16 protein-coding genes are annotated in these 20088 nt (G+C 64.8%); 4 read left to right on the forward strand and 12 right to left on the reverse strand.

Annotated elements, in window-relative coordinates:
* Positions 1-27 precede the first annotated feature (27 nt).
* The 3 genes from CXY72_RS12355 to CXY72_RS12365 are packed head-to-tail and all read left to right on the forward strand — an operon-like array spanning position 28 to position 3295.
* On the forward strand, positions 28-1014 hold the full coding sequence (locus CXY72_RS12355; RefSeq protein ID WP_199184033.1) for a glycosyltransferase: 987 nt from the start codon (positions 28-30) through the stop codon (positions 1012-1014).
* Entirely contained in the window at positions 1011-2111 is a 1101-nt protein-coding gene (locus CXY72_RS12360; protein ID WP_146071161.1) for a polysaccharide pyruvyl transferase family protein, read from the forward strand. The genes CXY72_RS12355 and CXY72_RS12360 overlap by 4 nt, the downstream gene beginning before the upstream one ends.
* Positions 2108-3295, forward strand: a complete 1188-nt coding sequence (locus CXY72_RS12365) for a glycosyltransferase family 4 protein (protein ID WP_104127969.1) — start codon at positions 2108-2110, stop codon at positions 3293-3295. Before CXY72_RS12360 ends, CXY72_RS12365 begins: the two co-directional genes overlap by 4 nt.
* On the opposite strand, the gene CXY72_RS12370 is transcribed toward CXY72_RS12365, so the two are convergent.
* From CXY72_RS12370 to CXY72_RS12405, 8 genes are all read right to left on the reverse strand, one after another.
* Entirely contained in the window at positions 3273-5180 is a 1908-nt protein-coding gene (locus CXY72_RS12370; protein ID WP_104127970.1) for a right-handed parallel beta-helix repeat-containing protein, read from the reverse strand. The two genes, CXY72_RS12365 and CXY72_RS12370, sit on opposite strands and share 23 nt — an antisense overlap.
* 503 nt (positions 5181-5683) lie before the next feature.
* Positions 5684-7228 (reverse strand): right-handed parallel beta-helix repeat-containing protein, encoded by a 1545-nt coding sequence (locus CXY72_RS12375; RefSeq protein WP_104127971.1) that lies wholly within the window; start codon positions 7226-7228, stop codon positions 5684-5686.
* Between the two features lie 311 nt (positions 7229-7539).
* A complete protein-coding gene (locus CXY72_RS12380; RefSeq protein ID WP_104127972.1) occupies positions 7540-8544 on the reverse strand; it encodes a glycosyltransferase family 2 protein in 1005 nt (334 codons plus the stop codon).
* On the reverse strand, positions 8541-9590 hold the full coding sequence (locus CXY72_RS12385) for a polysaccharide pyruvyl transferase family protein (protein WP_104127973.1): 1050 nt from the start codon (positions 9588-9590) through the stop codon (positions 8541-8543). Before CXY72_RS12385 ends, CXY72_RS12380 begins: the two co-directional genes overlap by 4 nt.
* Positions 9587-10819, reverse strand: coding sequence for a glycosyltransferase (locus CXY72_RS12390; RefSeq protein ID WP_104127974.1), 1233 nt, complete (start codon positions 10817-10819; stop codon positions 9587-9589). The genes CXY72_RS12385 and CXY72_RS12390 overlap by 4 nt, the downstream gene beginning before the upstream one ends.
* Positions 10816-13740, reverse strand: a complete 2925-nt coding sequence (locus CXY72_RS12395) for an oligosaccharide flippase family protein (RefSeq protein WP_146071162.1) — start codon at positions 13738-13740, stop codon at positions 10816-10818. The genes CXY72_RS12390 and CXY72_RS12395 overlap by 4 nt, the downstream gene beginning before the upstream one ends.
* A gap of 8 nt (positions 13741-13748) precedes the next feature.
* Positions 13749-14756: a glycosyl transferase gene (locus CXY72_RS12400; protein ID WP_199184034.1), complete on the reverse strand. Its 1008-nt coding sequence runs from the start codon at positions 14754-14756 to the stop codon at positions 13749-13751.
* Positions 14757-14868: 112 nt separating this feature from the next.
* Positions 14869-16302 carry a hypothetical protein gene (locus CXY72_RS12405; RefSeq protein WP_104127977.1) on the reverse strand — a complete coding sequence of 478 codons (1434 nt, stop codon included), beginning with the start codon at positions 16300-16302 and terminating at the stop codon, positions 14869-14871.
* Between the two features lie 173 nt (positions 16303-16475).
* On the opposite strand from CXY72_RS12405, the gene CXY72_RS20425 reads away from it, so the two are divergent.
* On the forward strand, positions 16476-17000 hold the full coding sequence (locus CXY72_RS20425; protein ID WP_146071163.1) for a DapH/DapD/GlmU-related protein: 525 nt from the start codon (positions 16476-16478) through the stop codon (positions 16998-17000).
* On the opposite strand, the gene CXY72_RS12415 is transcribed toward CXY72_RS20425, so the two are convergent.
* The 4 genes from CXY72_RS12415 to CXY72_RS12430 are packed head-to-tail and all read right to left on the reverse strand — an operon-like array spanning position 16984 to position 20088.
* The gene (locus tag CXY72_RS12415; RefSeq protein ID WP_104127979.1) at positions 16984-17526 is read right to left on the reverse strand and encodes a YdcF family protein; all 543 of its coding nucleotides are present in this window, start codon (positions 17524-17526) and stop codon (positions 16984-16986) included. The two genes, CXY72_RS20425 and CXY72_RS12415, sit on opposite strands and share 17 nt — an antisense overlap.
* 23 nt (positions 17527-17549) lie before the next feature.
* Positions 17550-18677 (reverse strand): acyltransferase family protein, encoded by a 1128-nt coding sequence (locus tag CXY72_RS12420; protein ID WP_104127980.1) that lies wholly within the window; start codon positions 18675-18677, stop codon positions 17550-17552.
* A gap of 13 nt (positions 18678-18690) precedes the next feature.
* Positions 18691-19569: a twin-arginine translocation signal domain-containing protein gene (locus tag CXY72_RS12425; protein WP_104127981.1), complete on the reverse strand. Its 879-nt coding sequence runs from the start codon at positions 19567-19569 to the stop codon at positions 18691-18693.
* 45 nt (positions 19570-19614) lie between these two features.
* Positions 19615-20088 carry a VanZ family protein gene (locus CXY72_RS12430; protein WP_104127982.1) on the reverse strand — a complete coding sequence of 158 codons (474 nt, stop codon included), beginning with the start codon at positions 20086-20088 and terminating at the stop codon, positions 19615-19617.

Raw genomic sequence — 20088 nt, forward strand, 5'->3', positions numbered from 1 at the left:
CAAGAGCTTGACCCAAAAGGAGACTCAGTGTCCGTGCACTCGTCTTACCCGATCGATTCGTCGCCCTCCCCGCAACGAAAGCTCCTGCTCGTCGCTTCCACGGGCGGGCACCTGGCCCAGCTGGTGCGGCTGGCCCCGGGGCTCGGTGCCTCACCCAATTCGCTCTGGGTCACCTTTGATTCCGTGCAAAGCCGGTCGCTGCTGGCCGGCCAGCGGCGTATCCATGTGCCGTACGTGCGTCCCCGCGATTACCTCGGCATGATGCGAGCGGCCAGCATCGTGCGCCGAGTGCTCAGGCACGAAACTTTCGAGGGTGCCGTGAGTACCGGCGCCGGTCTTGCCGTTGCGGCGCTGCCGCAGGCCGCGATCAGCGGCGTGCCGAGCCTGTACATCGAGAGCGTCTCCCGTGTCGAGGGGCCATCGCTCAGCGGACGCATGCTCGCCGCCAGCCATCTGGTCAGCGTGCGCACCCAGCATCCGTCCTGGGCTACCAGCCGCTGGCGGACGCACCCGAGCGTGCTGTCCACCTATCATTCGTTGATCCGGCCCGCGCCGGAACGGCCCAGTCTGTTCGTCACACTCGGCACCATCGAGGGGTACCGTTTCGATTCCCTCGTCGACGCAGTTCTTGCGAGTGGCCTGGCCGATGAGCGCACGGTCTGGCAGCTCGGTTTCACGACCGACCGTACCAGCCTTCCCGGCCGGGTGCACCAGATGATGCCGACCGCGCAGTTTATCGATGCTGCCCTGAACTCCGATGTCGTCATCACCCACGCCGGTGTCGGTACCTTCATGGGGCTGCTCGAACTGGGTATTTTTCCCGTGATCGTGACCCGTCGCAAGTACCGCGGCGAACACGTTGATGACCACCAGATGCAGATCGCGGAGCTGGCCGAGTACCTGGGCGTCGCTCGAGCCGTTGACTCGCCCGACCTGACGGCCGACGTCATCCGCTTCGCGGCCGGTCGTGCCATCGACACCGGTGTGCGCATTCCGCTGCCCAGCGACCGATGAGTCAGGGGGCTCCAGCCGAGCGGATGCTGCGCCAAATTTTTGTCCCCGCCCGCGGGCAATACGACAACATCGGCGACATTCTGCTGCGTCGCCAACTGCTCGACTGGTTACGGGGGAATGGCCCGCTGCACGTCTATGTCGGTAAGGCACCCGACGGGTATGCCAGGGGGCTCGGCCTCACACCGGGCGACGTGCAGTATCGATCGTTTCGATGCTGGTACGCGGCGGCGCTTCGCAGCGCGGCCCACGGCCAAGCCTCGTACGTATTCAAACCCGGCGAGATTCAATTGACTCTGGTCGGCATGAAAGAGCACCTCGTCATGCTGCCGGTGCTTGCACTCGTGCGTGCCCGACACGGCCGCGTCGCCCGGGTCGGTGTGGGCAGCCGAAACTTCGCGCCGCTGCCGCGTGCACTGATGGGACCCTCGATCGCGCTGTCGAACCTGTCGTTGTGGCGGGATGCAGCAACGGCCGGGTATCTCGGGCGGGGCAGTGTCATGCCCGACCTTGCCTTTGCTCGTCGCGGCAGGGGTGTCGATTCGGTCGATATAGCGTGCCGCGACCTTCTCGTCGTCTCGATGCGCTCCGACCTCGACTACCCGAGCGCCGCCTGGCTTGCCGCCGTGCGTGCAGTCGCTGCCGACCACGGTCTGCAGATCTGGTGTGTCACCCAGGTCTTGCGCGACGATACGAGGTGCAGTCAACTCGCGGCCGATCTCGGGGGCGAAGCGCTGCGCTGGAACGGCACCGGCCATGACGAGCAGGAACAGCGTCTGCGTACGCTCTATCGGCGGGCCGCGCTTGCCGTGAGCGATCGTTTGCACGTGCTCGTCGGCGCGCTCACGGAGGGAGCGGTTCCCGCCGCGCTCCTTGTTGACGCGAAGTCCGACAAGATTGCGCGGCATTTTGCTGCAGCCGGACTACACGACGTGAGCATCGTCAGTGCGGGTTTGACCACCGCCGAGATCGCTGAACGGCTGCAGAACCTGCTCGGCCGCCGTATGGCTATCCTGGCCGGCCTGGCCGAGGCGCAGGACGAGTTGCACAACGTGCGCCGTCTGCTGGATCGGGTGCTGACCCGCGAGAGCGCGCGGTGAGCCTCGCCGACGCGGGCGATACCGAGCCGATCGAGATACAACCGATCACCGCTGTACCGCCATCAGTCACAGCAAGCACGCCCCTCGTTCCGATTGCCCCAGTTGCCCCAGTTGTCCCAATTGTCCCGGCGTCGCCGGCGGAACGGCTGACAGCGGTGCACATTGGGCGCAGCGGTGAGGTCGCCGGCGGTATGAGTCAGGTCGTCAACGGCTATCTGGCACATTCTTTCGCCGATTTCGACCTGCGTTTGGTGTCCTCGCGCGATGGCACTGGCGGGGCGCGGGCGGCCTGGCTTGCCATGTCCGCTTTCTGGAAAGTGTTGCGTCTGTCCCGGCCCGAGCGCACCGTCGTGATCGCGCACCTGTCGCAGGGTGGTTCCTTCGCGCGTGAAGGAGCGCTGCTGGCCCTCGCCCATGCGCGCGGGTTTAGCACGGTCGCTCAGCTGCACGGCAGTTCTTTTACCGACTTCGCCGAAAAACGGCCCGGTCTGGTGGGGAGCGTCCTGCGCGCGGCCGACGTGGTGTTGACCCTGTCGGCCGAATCGCGCGACACGGCGGCTGAGTTCGTGCCGGGGGAGCGGGTTGTGCTTGTACCGAACGCCGTCGCCGACGGCGTGCGCCGCGACATCGAACCGCTCGTGGTGTTCGGCGGTGCGGTCAGCGTCCGCAAGGGTATCGACGTGCTCGTGGCGGCGTGGCGGCGGCTCGCGCCCGAGCATCCGCTCTGGAAATTGGTGATTGCCGGTCCCATCGGTGATCAGCCTGCCGTTCCGCTGGTGCGCGGCGAATTCGTCGGGGCGCTCAGCCACGAGGCACTGATGAAGTTGCTCGAGCGTGCGGCGATCGCCGTGTTGCCCTCTCGCGACGAGGCGATGCCGATGTTCATTCTCGAAGCCATGGCTCGCAGCAACTGTGTGGTGGCGACGCGGGTCGGCGGCGTGCCGGCCGTGCTCGCCAACGGTGCTGGGGTGATCGTGGAACCCGGTGACGTCAACTCGCTCGAGGCAGCGCTGAGACACGCGATAACGGATGCCGCCTGGCGCGTAAAAAAGGCGGATCTGGCCAGATCCGCCTTCGAGACTACCTATTCGGCGGCCGCTGTCTTTCCGCTGGTCGAGCGCAGCTGGAAGGCTGCGCTCGACCGACGATCAGACCGTGTTGCTAGGAGATACAGGCCTGGTTAGAGAATCCGGACCCCGCAGCCGTAACGATGTTCGAGCAGTAGACCGTAGTGCCGCTGGCACCCTTGGTTCCCTGCTCGTGGATGAAGAAGCCGTAGCCGGCCGCTCCGACCGGGGTGGTGTTGCCGTAGAAGATGTTGCGGAGGCCCCAGCCGGCGACGCTTCCGTTGACCGCGAAGCCGTGCATGGTGCTGTTCTTACCCTCGTTGTTGTACACGCTCCAGTCGTTGCCCTTGACTTTGACCCATTCCTCAGCGCGCGGCATAGCGTTGGCGCCATCGATGATGTTGTCGCGGATGATCCCGCTGGAGGTACCTTCCTTGACCTCGATCGGCTGTGCGCCGGTGAGGCTAATGTTGTTGGCCATGAGCAGCGTGCGGTCGGTCTTGTCGGGCTGGCAGTTGGTCTGGGCGCACCAGTTGGCGTCTGAGGTTCCGATGTAGATGCCCTCCCCGTAGAACGGGTCGCGCTTGCCGGTGTTTGTGACGGTGTTGCCGACGACTTTGCTGTCGGTGGTGAAGGCACGCAGGTGGATGCCCTCGTAGCCGATGTTGTCGACGAGTGTGTCCGCAATGGTGACGTTGCTGCTGCGGATGACGCTGATTCCCTTGAGGCTGTTGGTGATGGTCATTCCGGCGATCACGAGGTTGGAGGAGTTGGTGATCTGGATGCCGTGGTTGTTCTGGATGCTGCCGACGTTGATCACGGCGCTGCGCGGTCCGCAGACCCAGATCGGGTTGGACGCGGTTCCGTTCGCGGTCATGTTGATTTGCTCGTTGTAGGTGCCGGGGGCCATCTTGATGACGGTTCCGGGCTGGGCCTGGGAGACGGCGGTTATGAGTTCCCGGGCCGTCGCCACATTGACGGTGGCAGCGGGGCAGTCAGCGTAGCGCGGGGTGCTGATCGGAGCCGGAGTCGGCGCCGTGCTTGGCACGGCCGACACGATGAACGCGTCGACGATGCTGTTGGTACCGGTGGAACGGGCGTCCTTCTGCCCGGTTCGGGTCACGGTGATGGTGTGCGTGCCAGCCGAGAGGCTCGTGGTGCTGAACGCGTTCTGCTTGTAGGCGGTGGTCGCAGAATACCCGTTGACCGTGGCGACGTTCGTACCGTCGATCGCGACGATGCTGGTGCCGGAGCTGCTGGTCAGGCGTGTGATGAAGGCGATGCTCGAGCCCTGGAAGGTGAACGAGGCGCTACCCGCCGTGGTGGTGAACTGAACTCCGCCGCCTGAGTCGCTGGCCGAGCCGGAGGTGCGCCAGGTGCCGTTGTATGTGACCGACGCGGAGTCGCCCTCGAAGGTGGTCGAACCGGCCGGAGCCTGCACGGGAGCGGTGGCAGCGGGCGCCGGTGCCGGTGCGGCTGCGGGTGCCTTCGTCCCGGTAGGCGCCAGGGTGACGAAGGCGTCGACGATGCTGTTGGTGCCGGTGGAGCGGGCATCCTTCTGGCCGGTGCGGGTGACCTCGATGGTGTGCGTTCCGCTAGAAAGGTTCGAGGTGCTGAACAGGCTCTGCTGGTACCGGGTTGAGGCGGAGTAGCCGTTGACCGTGGCGACAACCTTGCCGTCGATAGCGATATCGCTCGTGCCGGAGCTGCTGGTCATGCGAGTGACATAGGCCACGGTTGAACCGGTGAAGGTGAGCGAAGCGCTCGACGTGGTCGAGGCATACTTGATGGATCCGCCGTTGTCTGATGGTGAGCCCGTCGTGCGCCAGGTACCGGAATACTTCACCTGCGCTGAGCTGCTGTCGACGACCGTGGTGCCGGCGGGAGCCGTGGCGGCGGAGGCTGAAGCGGCGCCGAGGGGGATCATTGCGGTGAGGGGTACGATCGCGGCGATGACGACGGCCGCGATGGTGGCACGGCGTGAAGCACGGGGGAACAACATTATGAAACCTTCCGAATGTTCAAGGACGGGATGGTTACGTCCGTGAACCCGACGGGTTTCGACGCACCTGACCTTCGTGATTTGTGGCGGTGGTGCTTCCGTGATCACGTCGTCAATTAGGGTCTGTGCTGCTGCGCGTTTGCCGTGTGTAAATGGGTTTGTGGGCGCAAAATGCGCGGATGCGGCGGCTCTGCAGCGCGCGAGCGCGCGCGAAAAAGAGTGCGTCGCGTCGAGCAACCGTCAGCGAGAAACTGAGACGACCTCGGCGATTTCGTCCTGATCAGTGCTATTGCCCATTGTGGGCAACGTCCCACAGGTAGGGGCTGAATTTTCGGGCGGCGCCGCGCGGTCACCGGGAGCGGGTATCGGTCATTCCTGAGAAAGTGCCTAGAGTAAAATTCATACTGTTGAATTTTGTCGCGATGCAGAATGCTGAACCTGCGGTCGAACGAAAAACGACCCCCGGCGCTTCCGCGGGCATGCTGAGGGTCGTGTGCAATCGGCTACGGAGTGCAGGCGATGTTGGTCAATCCTTGCCCGGCACGGGTGACCGAGTTTGAGCACGACACCGTGGTGTTACTGGAGCCCTTGCTGCCCTTCTCGTGGACGAAGAAGGCGTAACCGCCGGCGTTCACCGCACCCGAGTTATCGGTAAAAGTGTTGTGAAGACCCCAGCCGGCGACGCTTCCGTTGACCGCGAAGCCGTTCAGGGGGCTGTTGGAGCCGCTGTTGTCATAGATCATCCAGTTGTTGCCCTTGACCTTGACCCACTCTTCGGCATCGCTCATGCCGTTGGCTCCGTCGATCACATTGTCCCGAACAACGCCGTTGGACGTGCCCTCCTTGACTTCGATCGGCTGAGCACCGGTGAGGCTGATCTGATTGCCAAGCACAAGAATGCCGTCGGTGCGGTCGGGCCGGCAATTGGTCTGGTCGCACCAATTGTTTTCGGACGTACCGATGTAGATGCCCTCGCCGAAGGGTGCGTCCCGCATTCCGGTGTTTGAGATGGTATTGCCGACCACGGTGCTGTCGGTGGTGAAGGCACGCAGGTGGATGCCCTCGTAGCCGATGTGGTCGATGCGGGTGTTGGCGATCGTCACGTTCGTGCCGCCGATGACGCTGATGCCTTTGAGACTGTTGGTCACGGTCATGCCGGCGATCACGAGGTTGGACGAGTTCTTGATCTGGATGCCGTGGTTGTCCTGGATGCTGCCCACGTTGATGACGGCGTCGCGCGAGCCGCAGACCCAGACCGGATCGGCAGCGGTGCCATTGGCGTGGATGTCGATCTGGCCGCGATAGGTTCCGGGGGCCATCCTGATAACGGTGCCGGGGCGGGCGCGGTCGACGGCCGCAGTAAGTTCGTCAACGGTGTGCACCGTCGTCGTGGCGGTGGGGCAGTCGACGTAGCGGTGCACGGCCGGCGACGGCGCGAGTGCAGGGACCGGCGCAGGGACCGGCGCAGGTGCTGGCGCAGGTGCTGGGCTGGTCGCGGCATTCACCACGAAGGCGTCCACGATGCTGTTGGTGCCGCTCGCGCGTACGTCACGCTTGCCGGTGCGAGTGATCTTGATGGTGTGGGTACCGCTCGAGAGGGTCGTCGTGCGGAACACGGTCTTCTGGTGCACGGTTTGCGCGGAGTACGCGTTCACTGTCGCGACGACCCTGCCGTCGATCGACACGGTGCTCTTTCCTGAACTTTTCGTGGTGCGTGTGATGAAAGCAACGCTTGTTCCCGTGAACGTCATTGATGCGCTGCCGGCGCTGGACTGAAACCGCACGGATCCACCGCGGTCGGCGGTGTTGCGCGTACTGCGCCAGGAGCCGGTGTAGCTGATTCTTGCCGAGGAGCTGTCGATGATCGTGCGTGGAGGGGCGGCAGCGGCCTCGCCGTCCGGGCTGGGGATGGTCAGGGAGGCGAGAACGGCACCGATGACGACAATGAAAGCGGCAACGGCGATTGCGGTGTGGCGGGCGAATGCGCGTGGGCGGGGGGATGTGCGGGAAGCGGGTGTGCGGGGGTGACGGTTGCCAAGAAAGGGCACGATGGTCCTCTCTGGAGTCGGGGTCGCGTACGGACAGCGGTGTCGCGGGTGAGGATTCTCCTGAGCGCCGGTTACTGGCTTGGTCGTTACGAGATGGGACGCGTGTTCACTGTTGCTAGACCGAGATCGTAGAGAACTGCTCGGATGGAACATCGAACGGAGTCTATCGAGAGCCAAAGTCGAATCAGATTCACTTTCCTGTGAAAGTGCTGAAAATCACACGAAAGATTCTGGGATTAACCCGGTTGCTCTTGTTGGGAGGGGCGCACCCGTCACCGCCGATGAGTTTCAACCCGACAAATCAAGCTAGGTCAGGCGACATCCCGCTCGGTTGTGAGGCGCAGCACCCGACGATGCAGCGGAACACTCAGCTTTGCCGTGCCGGCTAGCACCAGCCGCCTCCAATCGCGACGGCGCGCGGCTAGCAACACGAGCCGCCAGGTCAAGCGGGAACGCAGCTCAGAGACGATCTCGTCCCGTTCGTCGGCATCATACGGGCCGGTCAGCGCGTCCTTCAGCCCGGAGAGCAGCACGTAGCGCAGCCGAAAGTAGCCGTAGGAGTTAGAACCGATGATGCGGGTATCCAGGGTGATAGCCGCGTTCGTGACGGCCTGCTCGACCAGCAGGAGAGATTCGGCCCGGCGCAACCCCGAACGGATGATCGACCCACCGCGCACAACATAGGAATAGAGCGAGTCGCTGATGAACGCCACGCGATCGGCCGCAGCGAACAGTTGGGCCACCATGGCCAGGTCGGAGTGCACCCGGGTCGGGGTGAACTCGATCTCGCGGGTAAGAGAACGGCGGAACAATTTGTTCCAGAGGTGCCCGGTCAGCTCGCCATCGAGCAGGAGGACAAAAGCCTCTGCGCCCGTGATCGGATTGTTCAGAAGAGGCGCAACCAGCGGGCGCCGCCGGCCGGGGTAGACATACGCCGCACCGCAGACGATCACGTCGGCGCCCGTAGACCTGGCCGCCGCCACGAGTTTCTCCAGCGCAGAGTCAGCCCACTCGTCGTCACAATCGACAAACCACAGAAACTCGCCCCGACTCTCGGCCACCCCCCGCGCCCTCGCCCGCGCGACACCGCCATTTTGCTCCTGGCGAAAGTAATGCACGCCGGCGTTTGCCGCAGCCGCCTGCGCGCCGATCGTAGCCGTCGTATCCGTTGAGCCGTCGTCGACCACGATGACCTCGAAATCGTCCATGGTCTGGCCGAGGAGTCGTTCAATGGCGCTCTCCAGAAACTCGGCGGCGTTGTAGGCCGGCACGATGATGCTGACAACCGGCGAGCCCGCAGCGTGTGCCCCGGTCATGCGGTGAGCCTTCCAATGGAGCGGGTCAGCTCCCGCAAGGAAGCGCGCGCCTCGACGACGTGGCGCAGAATCGGCTCCCGGCGGCTGAGGACGTCGCGAGCCCGGCGCTCGAATGCCGCGGGGTCGGGTAGCGTCCAGCCGATCGTGGCGCCCTTGATACCGACCGCGTCGAGGGTGCGAGCCGCCTTCGACGGGCCCGTATCGGCGATCACGAGCGGCAGTGCGCCCTCGGTCAGGCCGATCACGGCAGCGTGTAGTCGGTCGGTCACCACGAGCAGTGACCGCTGGTAGACCGCTCGTAGTTTCTGCTCCTGAACGAGATGGTCTGGACCGTCCCAGACCATGGCCGTGCCGCCGAGCTTGTCGGCCAGTACCTCGGCGAGCGGCCCGTCTCGTTCGATCTGCGACACCGCCACGATCTCGAGTTCGAGGGTCTCGGCCAGGCCGCGCAGTGCCGCCAGCCACGCATCGTCGGGGTGCCGTCCGTTGTAGCGCACCGATACGGCCAGTAGTGGGCGAGAAGCGGTGGACGCGAGGAGATCGGCATCTGCTGCCCCCGGAGCAAAGGCCCAGTCAGGAGCGATGCGACCCAGGCCCATCGTGCAGCGGCTGTAGGCGTCACGCCAGGCCACGAGGTCGCACAGGCGCAGTGTCGCCGCCACCGGAATGCGCCAGCCCGTCTTCTGCCGCACGCCGAACCCGGCGTGCACGGCGTGCCCGCCGCGCAGACGGTTGAGCGCGAGGTGGGGCGCAAGACGCACGTAGCGCAGGGCATAGGCCCGCTGCAATTCCATTTCACCAGCGTTGAAAGCGTAAACGGATGCCTCCCGGAGAGTCGACCGCGAAATCTCGCGTCGCCATTCTGCGCTCGTGCGATACACCCGGTCTTCGTCGTGCAAGCCGAGCCCACTGAGGTAGAAGTCCGATCGGGCGCCGACGAAAACCTGCAATTCGCCGGCGCCCCGAAGTGCATCGAGAAAGGCCCGTCGCAGCACAGTATCGCCGACATTGTCGATCTGGCCCATAGCCGAGGCGAAGATTCTCATGCGCGTTCCACGACCCGCAGCAAGACCCGTTCCAGGTCGCTGCCACTCGCTTCCTCCGAAAACCGAGCCAGCCAGGGTTCGATGTGCTTGAGCGGGAGATCCACCGCCCGCAGAATGGCGTCGGCAAGGTCCGCCGGATGCGCGGACAGCGCGAGTTCGCCTGTGATGCCGGGCACAATCGCATCCGCTACCCCGAGCGCCCCCGAAACGGCGACCGAGGGATAGCCGGCCGCAGCCGCTTCAACGAGCACGTTGCCAAAACCCTCCCGGCTCGAGGTGAGCAGCGCCACCGAGTTGTCGGCGAAGTGGTCGAACCAGTTTTCGACCCAGCCTCGATGGTGAAAGGCCACGTTCTCCTGCCGAGCCGCGGCCTGTACGTCGTTGAGCAGGGGACCGCCACCGAACGAGACGACCTCGACATCCACGCCGCGACGGGCAAGCTCGGCGGCGGCCGAGATCGCGAGCAGCGGCCGCTTCTGCGCCACGAGCCGGCAGGCCAGCACAATTTGAATGCCATTGCCTGATCCTGGGCGGCGTTCGGATCGCGCCACGATCGTGGTTCCCCCCGGCTCGACCAATTCCGTGCCGTCGTCGCCCCCGACCTGCACATGGGCCGCCGTCGTGCCCAGCCCACGCCGGGTGCCGCGTAGTTTTGCCGTTGCCGGATTGGCGACGACGGTGATGCGGTCACCGCGCACTCCGAAAGCGGCGATCATCTCAGCGGCGACCGGATGCGAAATGGCGATCACGTGGTCGGCCCACGGATACAGGCGCTTGGCAAACCAGATTTTCACCCGGTGGGCAAGATTCGATCCGGGTAACCCGAGCGATACCAGGTTGCGTTCACTTACGAGCACGCGGGGGCGCAGACGGGCCGGTATCAGGTGGGCAGCGGTCAGGAGCACCAGGTTCGGGTGGGCCTGCAGCGATATCGCCACGTCGGGGTGCCAGTCGAGCAGGCGCCGCCGAAGCGCGGTGGCCTTCTGCAGGTGGCCGCGCTGCCCGGACAGGGAGGATGACGCCACGCCATCGGGTAGGTACTCCGGCTTCACTGCGGCGGAGGTCAGCACGACAGCCACCTCGTAGCCCTGGTCGGCGAGCCAGCCCATCCAGGTGCGGGCCACAAATTCTGCCCCGCCACCGTGCAGTGACGGAATCACGAAGAGGATGCGGCGCAGGGCGGGATCCCCGCGCGCATAGTCGGGTGGGGTTTGCGAGGAAAGCGTCATGCGGGACCTTGTCTGTGGGAAGTCGGACTCGGGGCCGTGAGGGCCGGGGGATGGGAATGCGTGGCATTCGGCAACCCCGAGAAGTTCAGGGCGGCCAGGCGCCGCACCTCGGGCAGTCGCGCAGCCAAACGGTCGCGATACCTCTGCCGATCGGCCAGCACCGATAGCGCCACCGGAATCATGCGTCGAGCCAGGTCGCCACCCGGCTCGATGCACAGTTCCTGCGTGTCAAAGAGTCGCATCATGCCCGCGACCTTGCCTTGGGTGGACAGCGCAACGGCGGGAACCCCGTGGAACATGGCCTGCACGGCGAGGTGCATGCGCCCGGTCAGTACGATTTCGGAGCCGGCACACAATCCGCGCACTTCGGCCGGGGTCAGCAACCGGTTCACCAGTATCACCCCGTCGGTATTGGGCAGGCGATCGAACACGGCCCGGCAGGCGGCCGCGTCGTCGCCGCTGGCGCGCATGACGTGCGGCAGCAGCACTACCTGAAGCCCCGCCTCCAGGAGTGCCGTCACGATCCGGGCGTACTCTGTGGTCTGGTCGAAACTGCGGCCGACCAGTGCGCTAGCGTTCACGACGGCATAGCGGGCCGGCGTGGCTCCGAGATATTCCGTTTTGGCGAGAGTGCAGCTGGTCCGGGCCGCGAACACGGCGTCGGCGACGTCGACCACGGTGTCGAATCGATCGGTGCGGGCGCGCTCGCTGGAGGTGGGGTCGCGCAGCTGTAACCGCGTTCCCATTCGCCCGGCCCGGGCGAGAGACCGGCGCACCCCCACGTTGGCGTGGCCGTTCCAGCTGAAGCCGAGGATACGCGCTTGCACGCCGACGCTGCGCGCGAGGCTCGCAACATCCGCTCGCCGGGCGGAGGCACGCACGCTATATGCGCCGTCCATAATATCCGCGCCAATCACGGTCAGTGACAGGGCGCTGCGGAGTACGGGGGCCAGCATCGCCATGGCCTGCCGGTGCACCCGCCCCTTTCCGTAGATCAGGTGCGGAATCGGAACGAGTTGCGCCCGCCAGGTATGCTGCGACGGAATCTGCACGTCGGTCGACCGCCGCACGAGCACCTGAACTTGTCCCGTCACATTTTCGAGAAAGGCTTCGACCATGGCCTGGTCGCCGATATTGCCCTCCCCGGGTGGGGCGACGAGCACGTGAGCGCGCTCACTGCGCGTATCGAACGGGCGCAGCCGGTTGGTCGCGCGTTTCAGGGCGGCACGATCGCGCAGGAAGGGCAGGGTGGATGCCGCGGCCAGGCCGTGTACCACCCGGTCCAGCCGGCGGATGATGCGCAGGTGGGTGCGCCCTGCTTTTCGGACACGAGAGGGGGTGGGGGCAAACGCCGGGTGATCGGTGTCAACGGTCGCGCCGACGGGGCCCTCTTTCGACGATTTCGCGGAGCACAGAAAGCTGCGGGCCTGGGTGATCCCGCGCACATCCCGGCGAAAGGTCGGCCAGATCAGCATGACGAAGCCGACCGCCGCGAGCAAGGCGACCCCGCCGAGGGCGACGCGCGCGAATGGCAGATCGATCGGGATCCACTGCACGGAGGTCCAGCTGATTCCGGTCGCGAAACCGTAGCCGAGAACAGCGCGCGCGCCGGCTCGGAACATCGACCATGCGGGGGCATTCGTCACCCGGCTGATCCACCACAGGCCGATCGGCCAGATCAGCGCGACGCCGATCGAATACCCGGCAGCGACGCCGTAAACGCCCCAGAGTGAACCGACCAGCACGAACACCACCAGCAGGGGCCGGGTGGTGAGGGCGAAATACAGGTTCTGCTTGGTGGCACCCTTTGACAGGAACACCCAGTAGGTCGCATAGGCAGCAGCCTCGAAGAACCCGGCAATAGCGAGAATTTGAAAGATCGGAGCCGAACCGAGCCAGCGGCTGCCGAGGGCGATGCTGATGATCGGCAGGGCCTGGGCGCAGGAGAAAGCGAGCACCATGGTGACCGCGTGCAGCATGATGGTCTGCCCGAGCAGAATGAACCGGTCGTACTTGGGTGGGTCGTCCTGCAATCGGGCCAGCACCGGCAGGGCCACCCGGGTGGACGGACCGTTGATCTGGTTGAGCGGCAGCAGCAGTAGCTGGAAGGCCCGATTATACAGGCCGAGCGGGCCGGCGCCGAGCGTGGCGCCGATCACAACCGTGTCGGTGTTGCGGCTGGCATAGCCGAGCAACTGTGTGCCGGCCAGGTTCGACCCGAAAACGATCAGATGGCGCATGGGCGTGGTGCGGTGATACCAGCCGGGAAACCAGTTGGTGACCGGAACGAGAATGATGATGGTCAGAATGCCCTGGCTGATCTGCAGCCCAGCCAGAGCCCAGTAGCCGAAACCATTCAGCGCCATCACGATGCCAACCGCGAGGCCGCCGACCTGAGCGCCGATCTCCGATCCGGTGAGGGCGGCAAAGTGAAAATTGCGGTTGAGATCAGCACGAAACTGGGTGGCGAGGCCGTTGAGCAGAAACGTTGCGGCGAGCACCTGGGTGAGCAGCACGAGTCGATCGTCGCCGTATAGGGTGGCGATGAGCGGACTGCACAGCACCGCGAGCAGCATGAGTGCAAGCCCGATCAGGCTGTTGATCCAGAACAGGTTGTCTTTTTGGTGCCGGGTCAGGTCGCGCACCTGAATGGCCGCTGATGACAGCCCGAAGTTGCGCAGCACCTCGCCGACCCCGATGATCGCGGCGACGGAGGCGACCAGCCCGTAGTCGCTCGGATCGAGTAGTCGGCCAAGCACGACGATGCCGCCGAGCTGCACGCCGATGCGAATGAGCTGGCCGACCAGGGTGGTCGATGCCCCCCGCCCCGCGGCGCGGCCGAGACCCGCCGTCGAGCGAGGCTCGCCGGGAACGCCGGGAACGCCGGGAACGCCGGGAACGTCGGGAGGGTGAGGCGGCATCGTCGCGGTCAACGGATATTCCGCCCAGCGCGCACCGTGCGCCCAGTCAGCTGCAAGGCACGCAGATAGGTTTGATAACTTTGCAGGCCGAGCGTCTTCCAATCCCGTCCGGAAAGCTGTGGGCGCCGGTGGGCGCCGGCGGCACGCATCCGCTTGAGGGTGTCGCCGAGAATCTCGGCTGTGAGCTCGCCGTCATAGAGGTAAATCCAGTCGGGCCCGACTTCGTCGGCCAGGGCGAGGTTCGACGGCGTCGACGGCACGAGCACCGATCGATCGAGCGAGAGTGCTACGAGCAACACGCCCGAATTGTGCATTTCGCGATAGGGCAGGACAACCAGCTCGGCCAATCCGACCTCAGCCACCAATTCTTCATCGGAGACAAAGCGCAACACCGAGCTGATGCGCGAATCCTGCGCGGCCTCGGTGACGATGACTGTTTCGAGCCCGCTTGATGGTCTTCCGACTATGCGCAGGGTCAGGTCAGGGACCGGCAGTGCCCGGAACACCTGCAGCAGCGTTTCAACTCCCTTGTACGGCCGAATCAGGCCGAAATAGAGGAGGCGCCCTGACACCGATTCGGGCCGCGTCATGCCGCTGAAACGGTCGCGATAGTGCCCGTGCAAAATGGTGACCGCCCGAGACTCGGGTTCAACCGGTGTGGTCGGATTGAGACGAATTACCAGTGCAGTGCGGGCGTCGAGCGCGTTCAGCGCGCGTGTTTCGGCGCTCGCGCCGGCTTCGTGCGGGGTCAGGTTGTGTGCGGTGCGCACAATCGGAATGCGCTGCATTCGCACGCGCAGCAGTAGCGCGTAGAGCGCGCCGCGACGCAGCCGCGCCTTCAGCGGTCGCGGGGCGCGAATGAGCAGCTCCGGCCAGTGCACGTGAAGTACGTCATAGCGGCCGAGCAGCGCAGTGCGCCAAGAAAAGAATCGCATGGTCACGGCGGGCGGTGCGCCGTCGACCACTTGATTGACGTACCGCGTGGTGCCATCCGGCGGACTCAGCGATTGCAACACGGTGATATTTTTCGCCCTTGTAGTAATCACGTCCATACCCCTCACGGACCGGTGAGAACCGGAATTAACTGAGAATCTATCGGTTTAGCGTAGCGTGCGAGTCTTTCCTGCGTTAGAGCCTCGCGTACCCCCGTTTGGGGCGCACGGACCCCCTCCGAGCGCTCACCGCACGACCGGGTTCGTGTGGGCCAGCGGCATCCGCTCGCGTCGGATTCAGGGCCAGGATGAGCAGGCAGCCGAGCAGTAGGTGCATCGGGCGCAGGGCGTCGATGGCGTTGAAACCGGCAATACATACGGTGTACGCCAGGAGCGCAGCTGCCGCGCCGACGGCTCGGCGCGATAGCGCGTGCGCGACGGCCGAGCCGATCATCAGCAGGAACAGTCCGACGCCGGGCAATCCGAGGCTGATCAGCAGTTGCAAGAGCGAATTCTCGATGGTGACGTCGTTGAACATCCGCCCGGTGATGCCCGAGGTGCCGGGGCCCGAGCCGATCCAGCCGGTGAGGTTGGCTGCCTGCACTGACACCCAGACGCCGAGGTCGCGGGCCTGCGACGAGAGTTCGGCTTCGACCGAGTTGTTGCGGGCGGTGAACGCATCGAACTGGAACAATCCCACGACCGCGACGACCATGAGCACGGCGAGCAGGGAGAATTTACCCCAGCGCTTTTCGCCCCGCAGCAGGAGCGATACCGTGTACGCAAAGCCGACGGCGATTGCCGCGGCGAGAATGGCGCCGCGCGAGACGGTCGCGACGAGGCCCAGACCGCTGAAAACGGCCGCGGCCAGGGCGGGTTTGGAACTCTCCTGTAGCCAGATGCCAATGGCTAGTGCACAAGCCACGGCCAGGAACAGGGCGGCGAAGAGCGGATGCCCGAACGATGCGTCGGCCCGATACACCGACCAGTGTTGATGGTCGGTGAGGCCGAGCGCCGAGAACAGGGTGCCCCAGATCGGATTGAAGCGCAACACGCTTTCGAGGACGGCGTAGGCGCCGAGCCAGGCGCCGAGCAGTAGCCAGGTGCGGCGAATCCAATACGCCTCCCGAGTGCTGGTGCCAATACACAGGGGCAGGAGAACGGCCGCGCTGAAGCTGATCGTCCAGCCGAGGCTCGCCTGCAGATCGGGCGTACGCGCGAGGGTGAACAGCGTCCAGACCAAAAAGATCAGGGCGAAGTAGCGGGTGGCTGACCGAAAGGGGGTGGATGGCGTCGCGGGCTGGGCATCCGTTTTCGTGGGGAGCAGGCGACGCAATGCCCAGATCACGATAATCATGGTGGTCAGCGGCAGGGCGCCGATTGGGCCGTCCTGCGGCAGGATGCGGGCCGGAATCAGTGCGAACGTGACCAGCGCTACGGCGGGAAGGATGTGCGCCGGCAGGAGGAACAGGGTGGTGGCGGCGGCGAAGCCGAGCAGGGTCAATGGAATGATGCCGACGGTGGTGATGAATCGCGGCAGAACCATGCTCGCCACAATGACGAAAAGGGCGGCGAGGGCAATCAGGATGACCGGCGTGCTGCGCAATCGGCGCAGAGTGGAATCGAACATCGGCCGCCTCGGATTGTAGTGGCGCAGTGGATGGATCGGGTGTCGCGCAGCGCCAGTGGAGTAGCGGCAACGATAACACGTGAATTTTCCTCAGCGCCAGCGCGGCCGCCCGAAAACCGATACTTTGAGCGGGTCGCTGAAAGCCTGAATCACCAAAGAAGTGGAGTTTTACGGTGAAATTTTCCCGTCTTGCCTATAGATTTCAGCGAAGCACCCGGGGCCGGGTGTACGCCATGCGTGCCCTGGGTGTGCAGATCGGCGCCGGATGCCGCATCCTCTCCGACATCATCACGTCGGAGCCGTGGCTCATCTCCGTTGGTGATCGCGTGACGATCAGTTCTGGCGTGACATTCATCACCCATGACGGATCCGGCTGGCTCTACCGGGATGAGCGCGGCCGCCGCTACCGGTTTGCGCCGATTCGGGTAGGCTCCGACGTCTTCATCGGTGCCGGTGTCACCGTGCTGCCGGGCGTGCGAATCGGCGACCGGTGCGTGGTGGGAGCAGGGTCGGTGGTCACCGCATCCGTGCCGGACGGCACCATCGTGGCCGGCGTTCCGGCCCGTCCGATCAAGAACTGGCCCGAGTTCCACGCGGGGCTTGCCGGGTGGCCGGCCGAGGCTGATATGGTCGGCGAAACGTACCGCCAGCGGGTCGACTCAATCGCCGAGGGGTTTCAGGTCAACAAGCCGGCGTAATCCACGCCTTGACGAAACCGGCGCTCTGGTAGACGAACTGGTAAGCCCATTTCAGCGGATCCATCGGCTGCCGGGCGCCGACCACGGCGAGGGAACCGGCGTAGCACCGGCCAATCTGCACCCGGGCTCGGCTCACGTGGTAGCTCGAGGTGACCACGATCACCCGATTCCATCCGTGGACGGTCGCGAACGCGGTAATCGCTTCGGCTTCACCGCGGGTCGTGGTCGGGTGCGCGTCGAAGCACTGCACTTTGATCATCGTGCCGGGTATCGGAACGGCTCGCGCGCAGAGATGTGCCGGGCGAGTGTCACCGCCGAATGCGTCTGAGATGAAAATCCTGCCGCTGTATCCGGATTCGGCGAGGTCCACGGCTTTCGCAACGACGGCTGCGCTGCCGAGTCCGCCAAGAACGACGATGGCCTCGGCCCGGTGTGGCGCATCCTCGCGCAGAAACATGACGGTCCGAGTGGTGACGGCCAGAAGCCCCGCGATCAGGAGCGCCAGGCCGGTGAGCACGACCAGCACGCGCTGTCGCCGGCGAGCTCGTCTCAATCGCTTCGTGGCAGCATCCGCTCTGTGGATTCTGCCGCCTCGGCCGAAACGGACGCCGCCGCTTTCCCCGTTACGCTCCCCGCGGGAGCGCGACCGGAGAACCAGGCCGGCACAGCGAATCCGTAGCGCAGCACCGGACGGTCGCGCACAAGGTGCCAGAAAGCCAGGGAGGCGGCGACCGCGCCACCGGCGACGAGCAGGGGCAGTACCGGGCCGAGGTGGTCGAGCCAGGTCTGGCCGCGGGCGAGCAGCAGCAGGCTGGTCAAGGCTGAGACGAACAAAACGTGCACGACGTAGATCGGGAGGGTGTTGCGGCCGACGTAGGTCAGCCAGTCGAACGCCCGGAACCCCACCAGAAACCGGGCCACGAGGAGGCCGGCGCCGAGGGCCAGCAGGCTCACCAGCATGAGGGTACCCGTAATGAACGGTGCCCGGGCGTCGACGATGAGAATCACACCGGCCAGTACCAGGAAGGTTACGCCGAAACCGAGGCCGAGCCAGAGGGCGCCCGACCGGCTGGGCCGATTGACGAAGGTCAGGATCTGCTCGCGCAGGTAGCAGCCGAGAAGGAAGAACACGAAGTATCGGCCGATGCCGTTCCAGGCGATGTTACCGGTGTCAGCGCGAGCGAAGAACAATGCCGACAGCACGGCAGCGACGCCGATTTGCACTCGCCAGTCGATGTGGTTTCGCATGAGTTTTGAGGCGATGAAGAACAGGGCGAGGGCGTAGAGAAACCATAGGCCGTTGCTGGGCCGCAACGGGGCGAGCAGCAGATCGACCGGGTTGGTCTCGTCAAAGCCCGCGGGGTTTGGCAGCAGGGAGAAATAGCCAAAGCGGATGACTGTCCACAGCAGCAGCGCCCAGACCAGCAGGCTCAGTCGGGTGCGCCAGAGAGTGGGCCAGGTGCGTGTGATGATCGACGCGGCGAACAGGCCGGAGGCGAGAAAAAACAGCGGCATGCGAAACACGATGAAGACGAGGTTGATCTTGTTCCACAGTTCGGGGGCCAGGCCGGAAAGGACTGTCCACTGCACCGCATGCGCCAGGGCGACGAGTAAAATCGCAATACCCTTTGCGCCGTCGACCCAGTCGACTCTGGTGCGATCGATCTCGCTGCCCACTGGTACCTCCCTATCAGATCGACCACTGAGCGAAGGTTTTGATCATGTCGGTGTGGGCAAAGCCCGGCGTCTCGTGGCCGAGCGTGTGGTACATCACTTGGGTATCGGCGGCGACCGGCTTGATCTTATTGATCAGGGCGAGGCCGTTTCTGCTCGGCAGGACGACGTTATCGGGGTGGGCGTCATCGGAGACGAGCACCTTGACCCGGCTGTTGGTCCAGGGTGTCGCGCTGATGCGTGCGGGGTTGGTTGCCTTGATCAGGGCGGGATCGTTGCCGTAGGCGTCTCCGACGCGCGCCTGGTTCTTGGTGTCGTAGGCGTAGAGCCACTCGTTGTCATAGAGCCCGTTCACCAGGTATAGGCCGCGGATGTACGGGATGAGCTTCTTGCCATAGGTGTAGCAGCCGAGCGATCCGCCAAAGGAGGTGGCGCGCAGAAAATTGCGGCGCACGGTGTAGAGCGCGCTCAGGTAGGTCCAGGCATTTTTCTGCGCCGTCGTGGCGATGGAGTTGGTGTACTGGGCGCCAGAGGCATTGATGCAGATGGCGATGGTGTTCTGATCGACAACGAGTTCACCGGGATACTTGTACCCGCCGTTGAGCGCGTTGTGCGAGCTGGATGCTGCATGGTAGAACCAGACAGCACCGACAGCGCTCGCCGAGTTCATCGAGATGGTCTGCGGAATGAACAGGCGGGCCCGATCACCGCCGATGTCTACTTCGATATTGTCGTAGAGCTTTCTCCCCTTTTGGGTAAGCACGTTGGAGAGGCGTGACACCTCTCCCGGTAGTTTCGGGGCGGTGGCAGCGAACGCGACGGGTGCGCCGAGCGCACCGAAACCCAGCGTAGCTGCGCCAGCCGTTGACAAAGTGAGAAACCCTCGACGGTCCATGCTGCATAAGCTAGCAGAGTGAATCGACGAGGTCCAATCCGACAGTTATCGACGTTGGATTGTGCGGCGCGCGGGGCGCGGCCCCAGAGCGAGACGAAGCACGATCAGCGCCAGAACCATGCCGAATACCGCCCCGAGACTGTTGGCTACGAGGTCGCTGACGGTCGCGAAGCGCTCGGGCAGAAAAAGGACCTGGCCGAGCTCGATCATGGCGCTGATCAGGGCGCCGATCACCGGGCCGAGCCACCAGCGCCGCGCTCCGGCGAGCACCACGACGAGCAGGCCGATAGGAATGAACAGCGCGATGTTGGCGGTGAACTCAATGGTGTCGTAGCCAAACCGATTCGGCATCCCGTGCCCGTGTAGCCAGGTCACGAAAGCCCCGATCGACCCGTGCACGTTCCGGTCGACGGGCGTGGGCCAGAAAGCGATCAGAGTGAGGGCGACAAGGTAGGCCAGCATGACCCACAGGGCGCAGCCACGTAGCCGCCTGTGTCGACGTCGTTGAATCGCGGTCAT

It is taken from the genome of Cryobacterium sp. Y57 (genome assembly GCF_002929505.1).
GTDB lineage: Bacteria > Actinomycetota > Actinomycetes > Actinomycetales > Microbacteriaceae > Cryobacterium.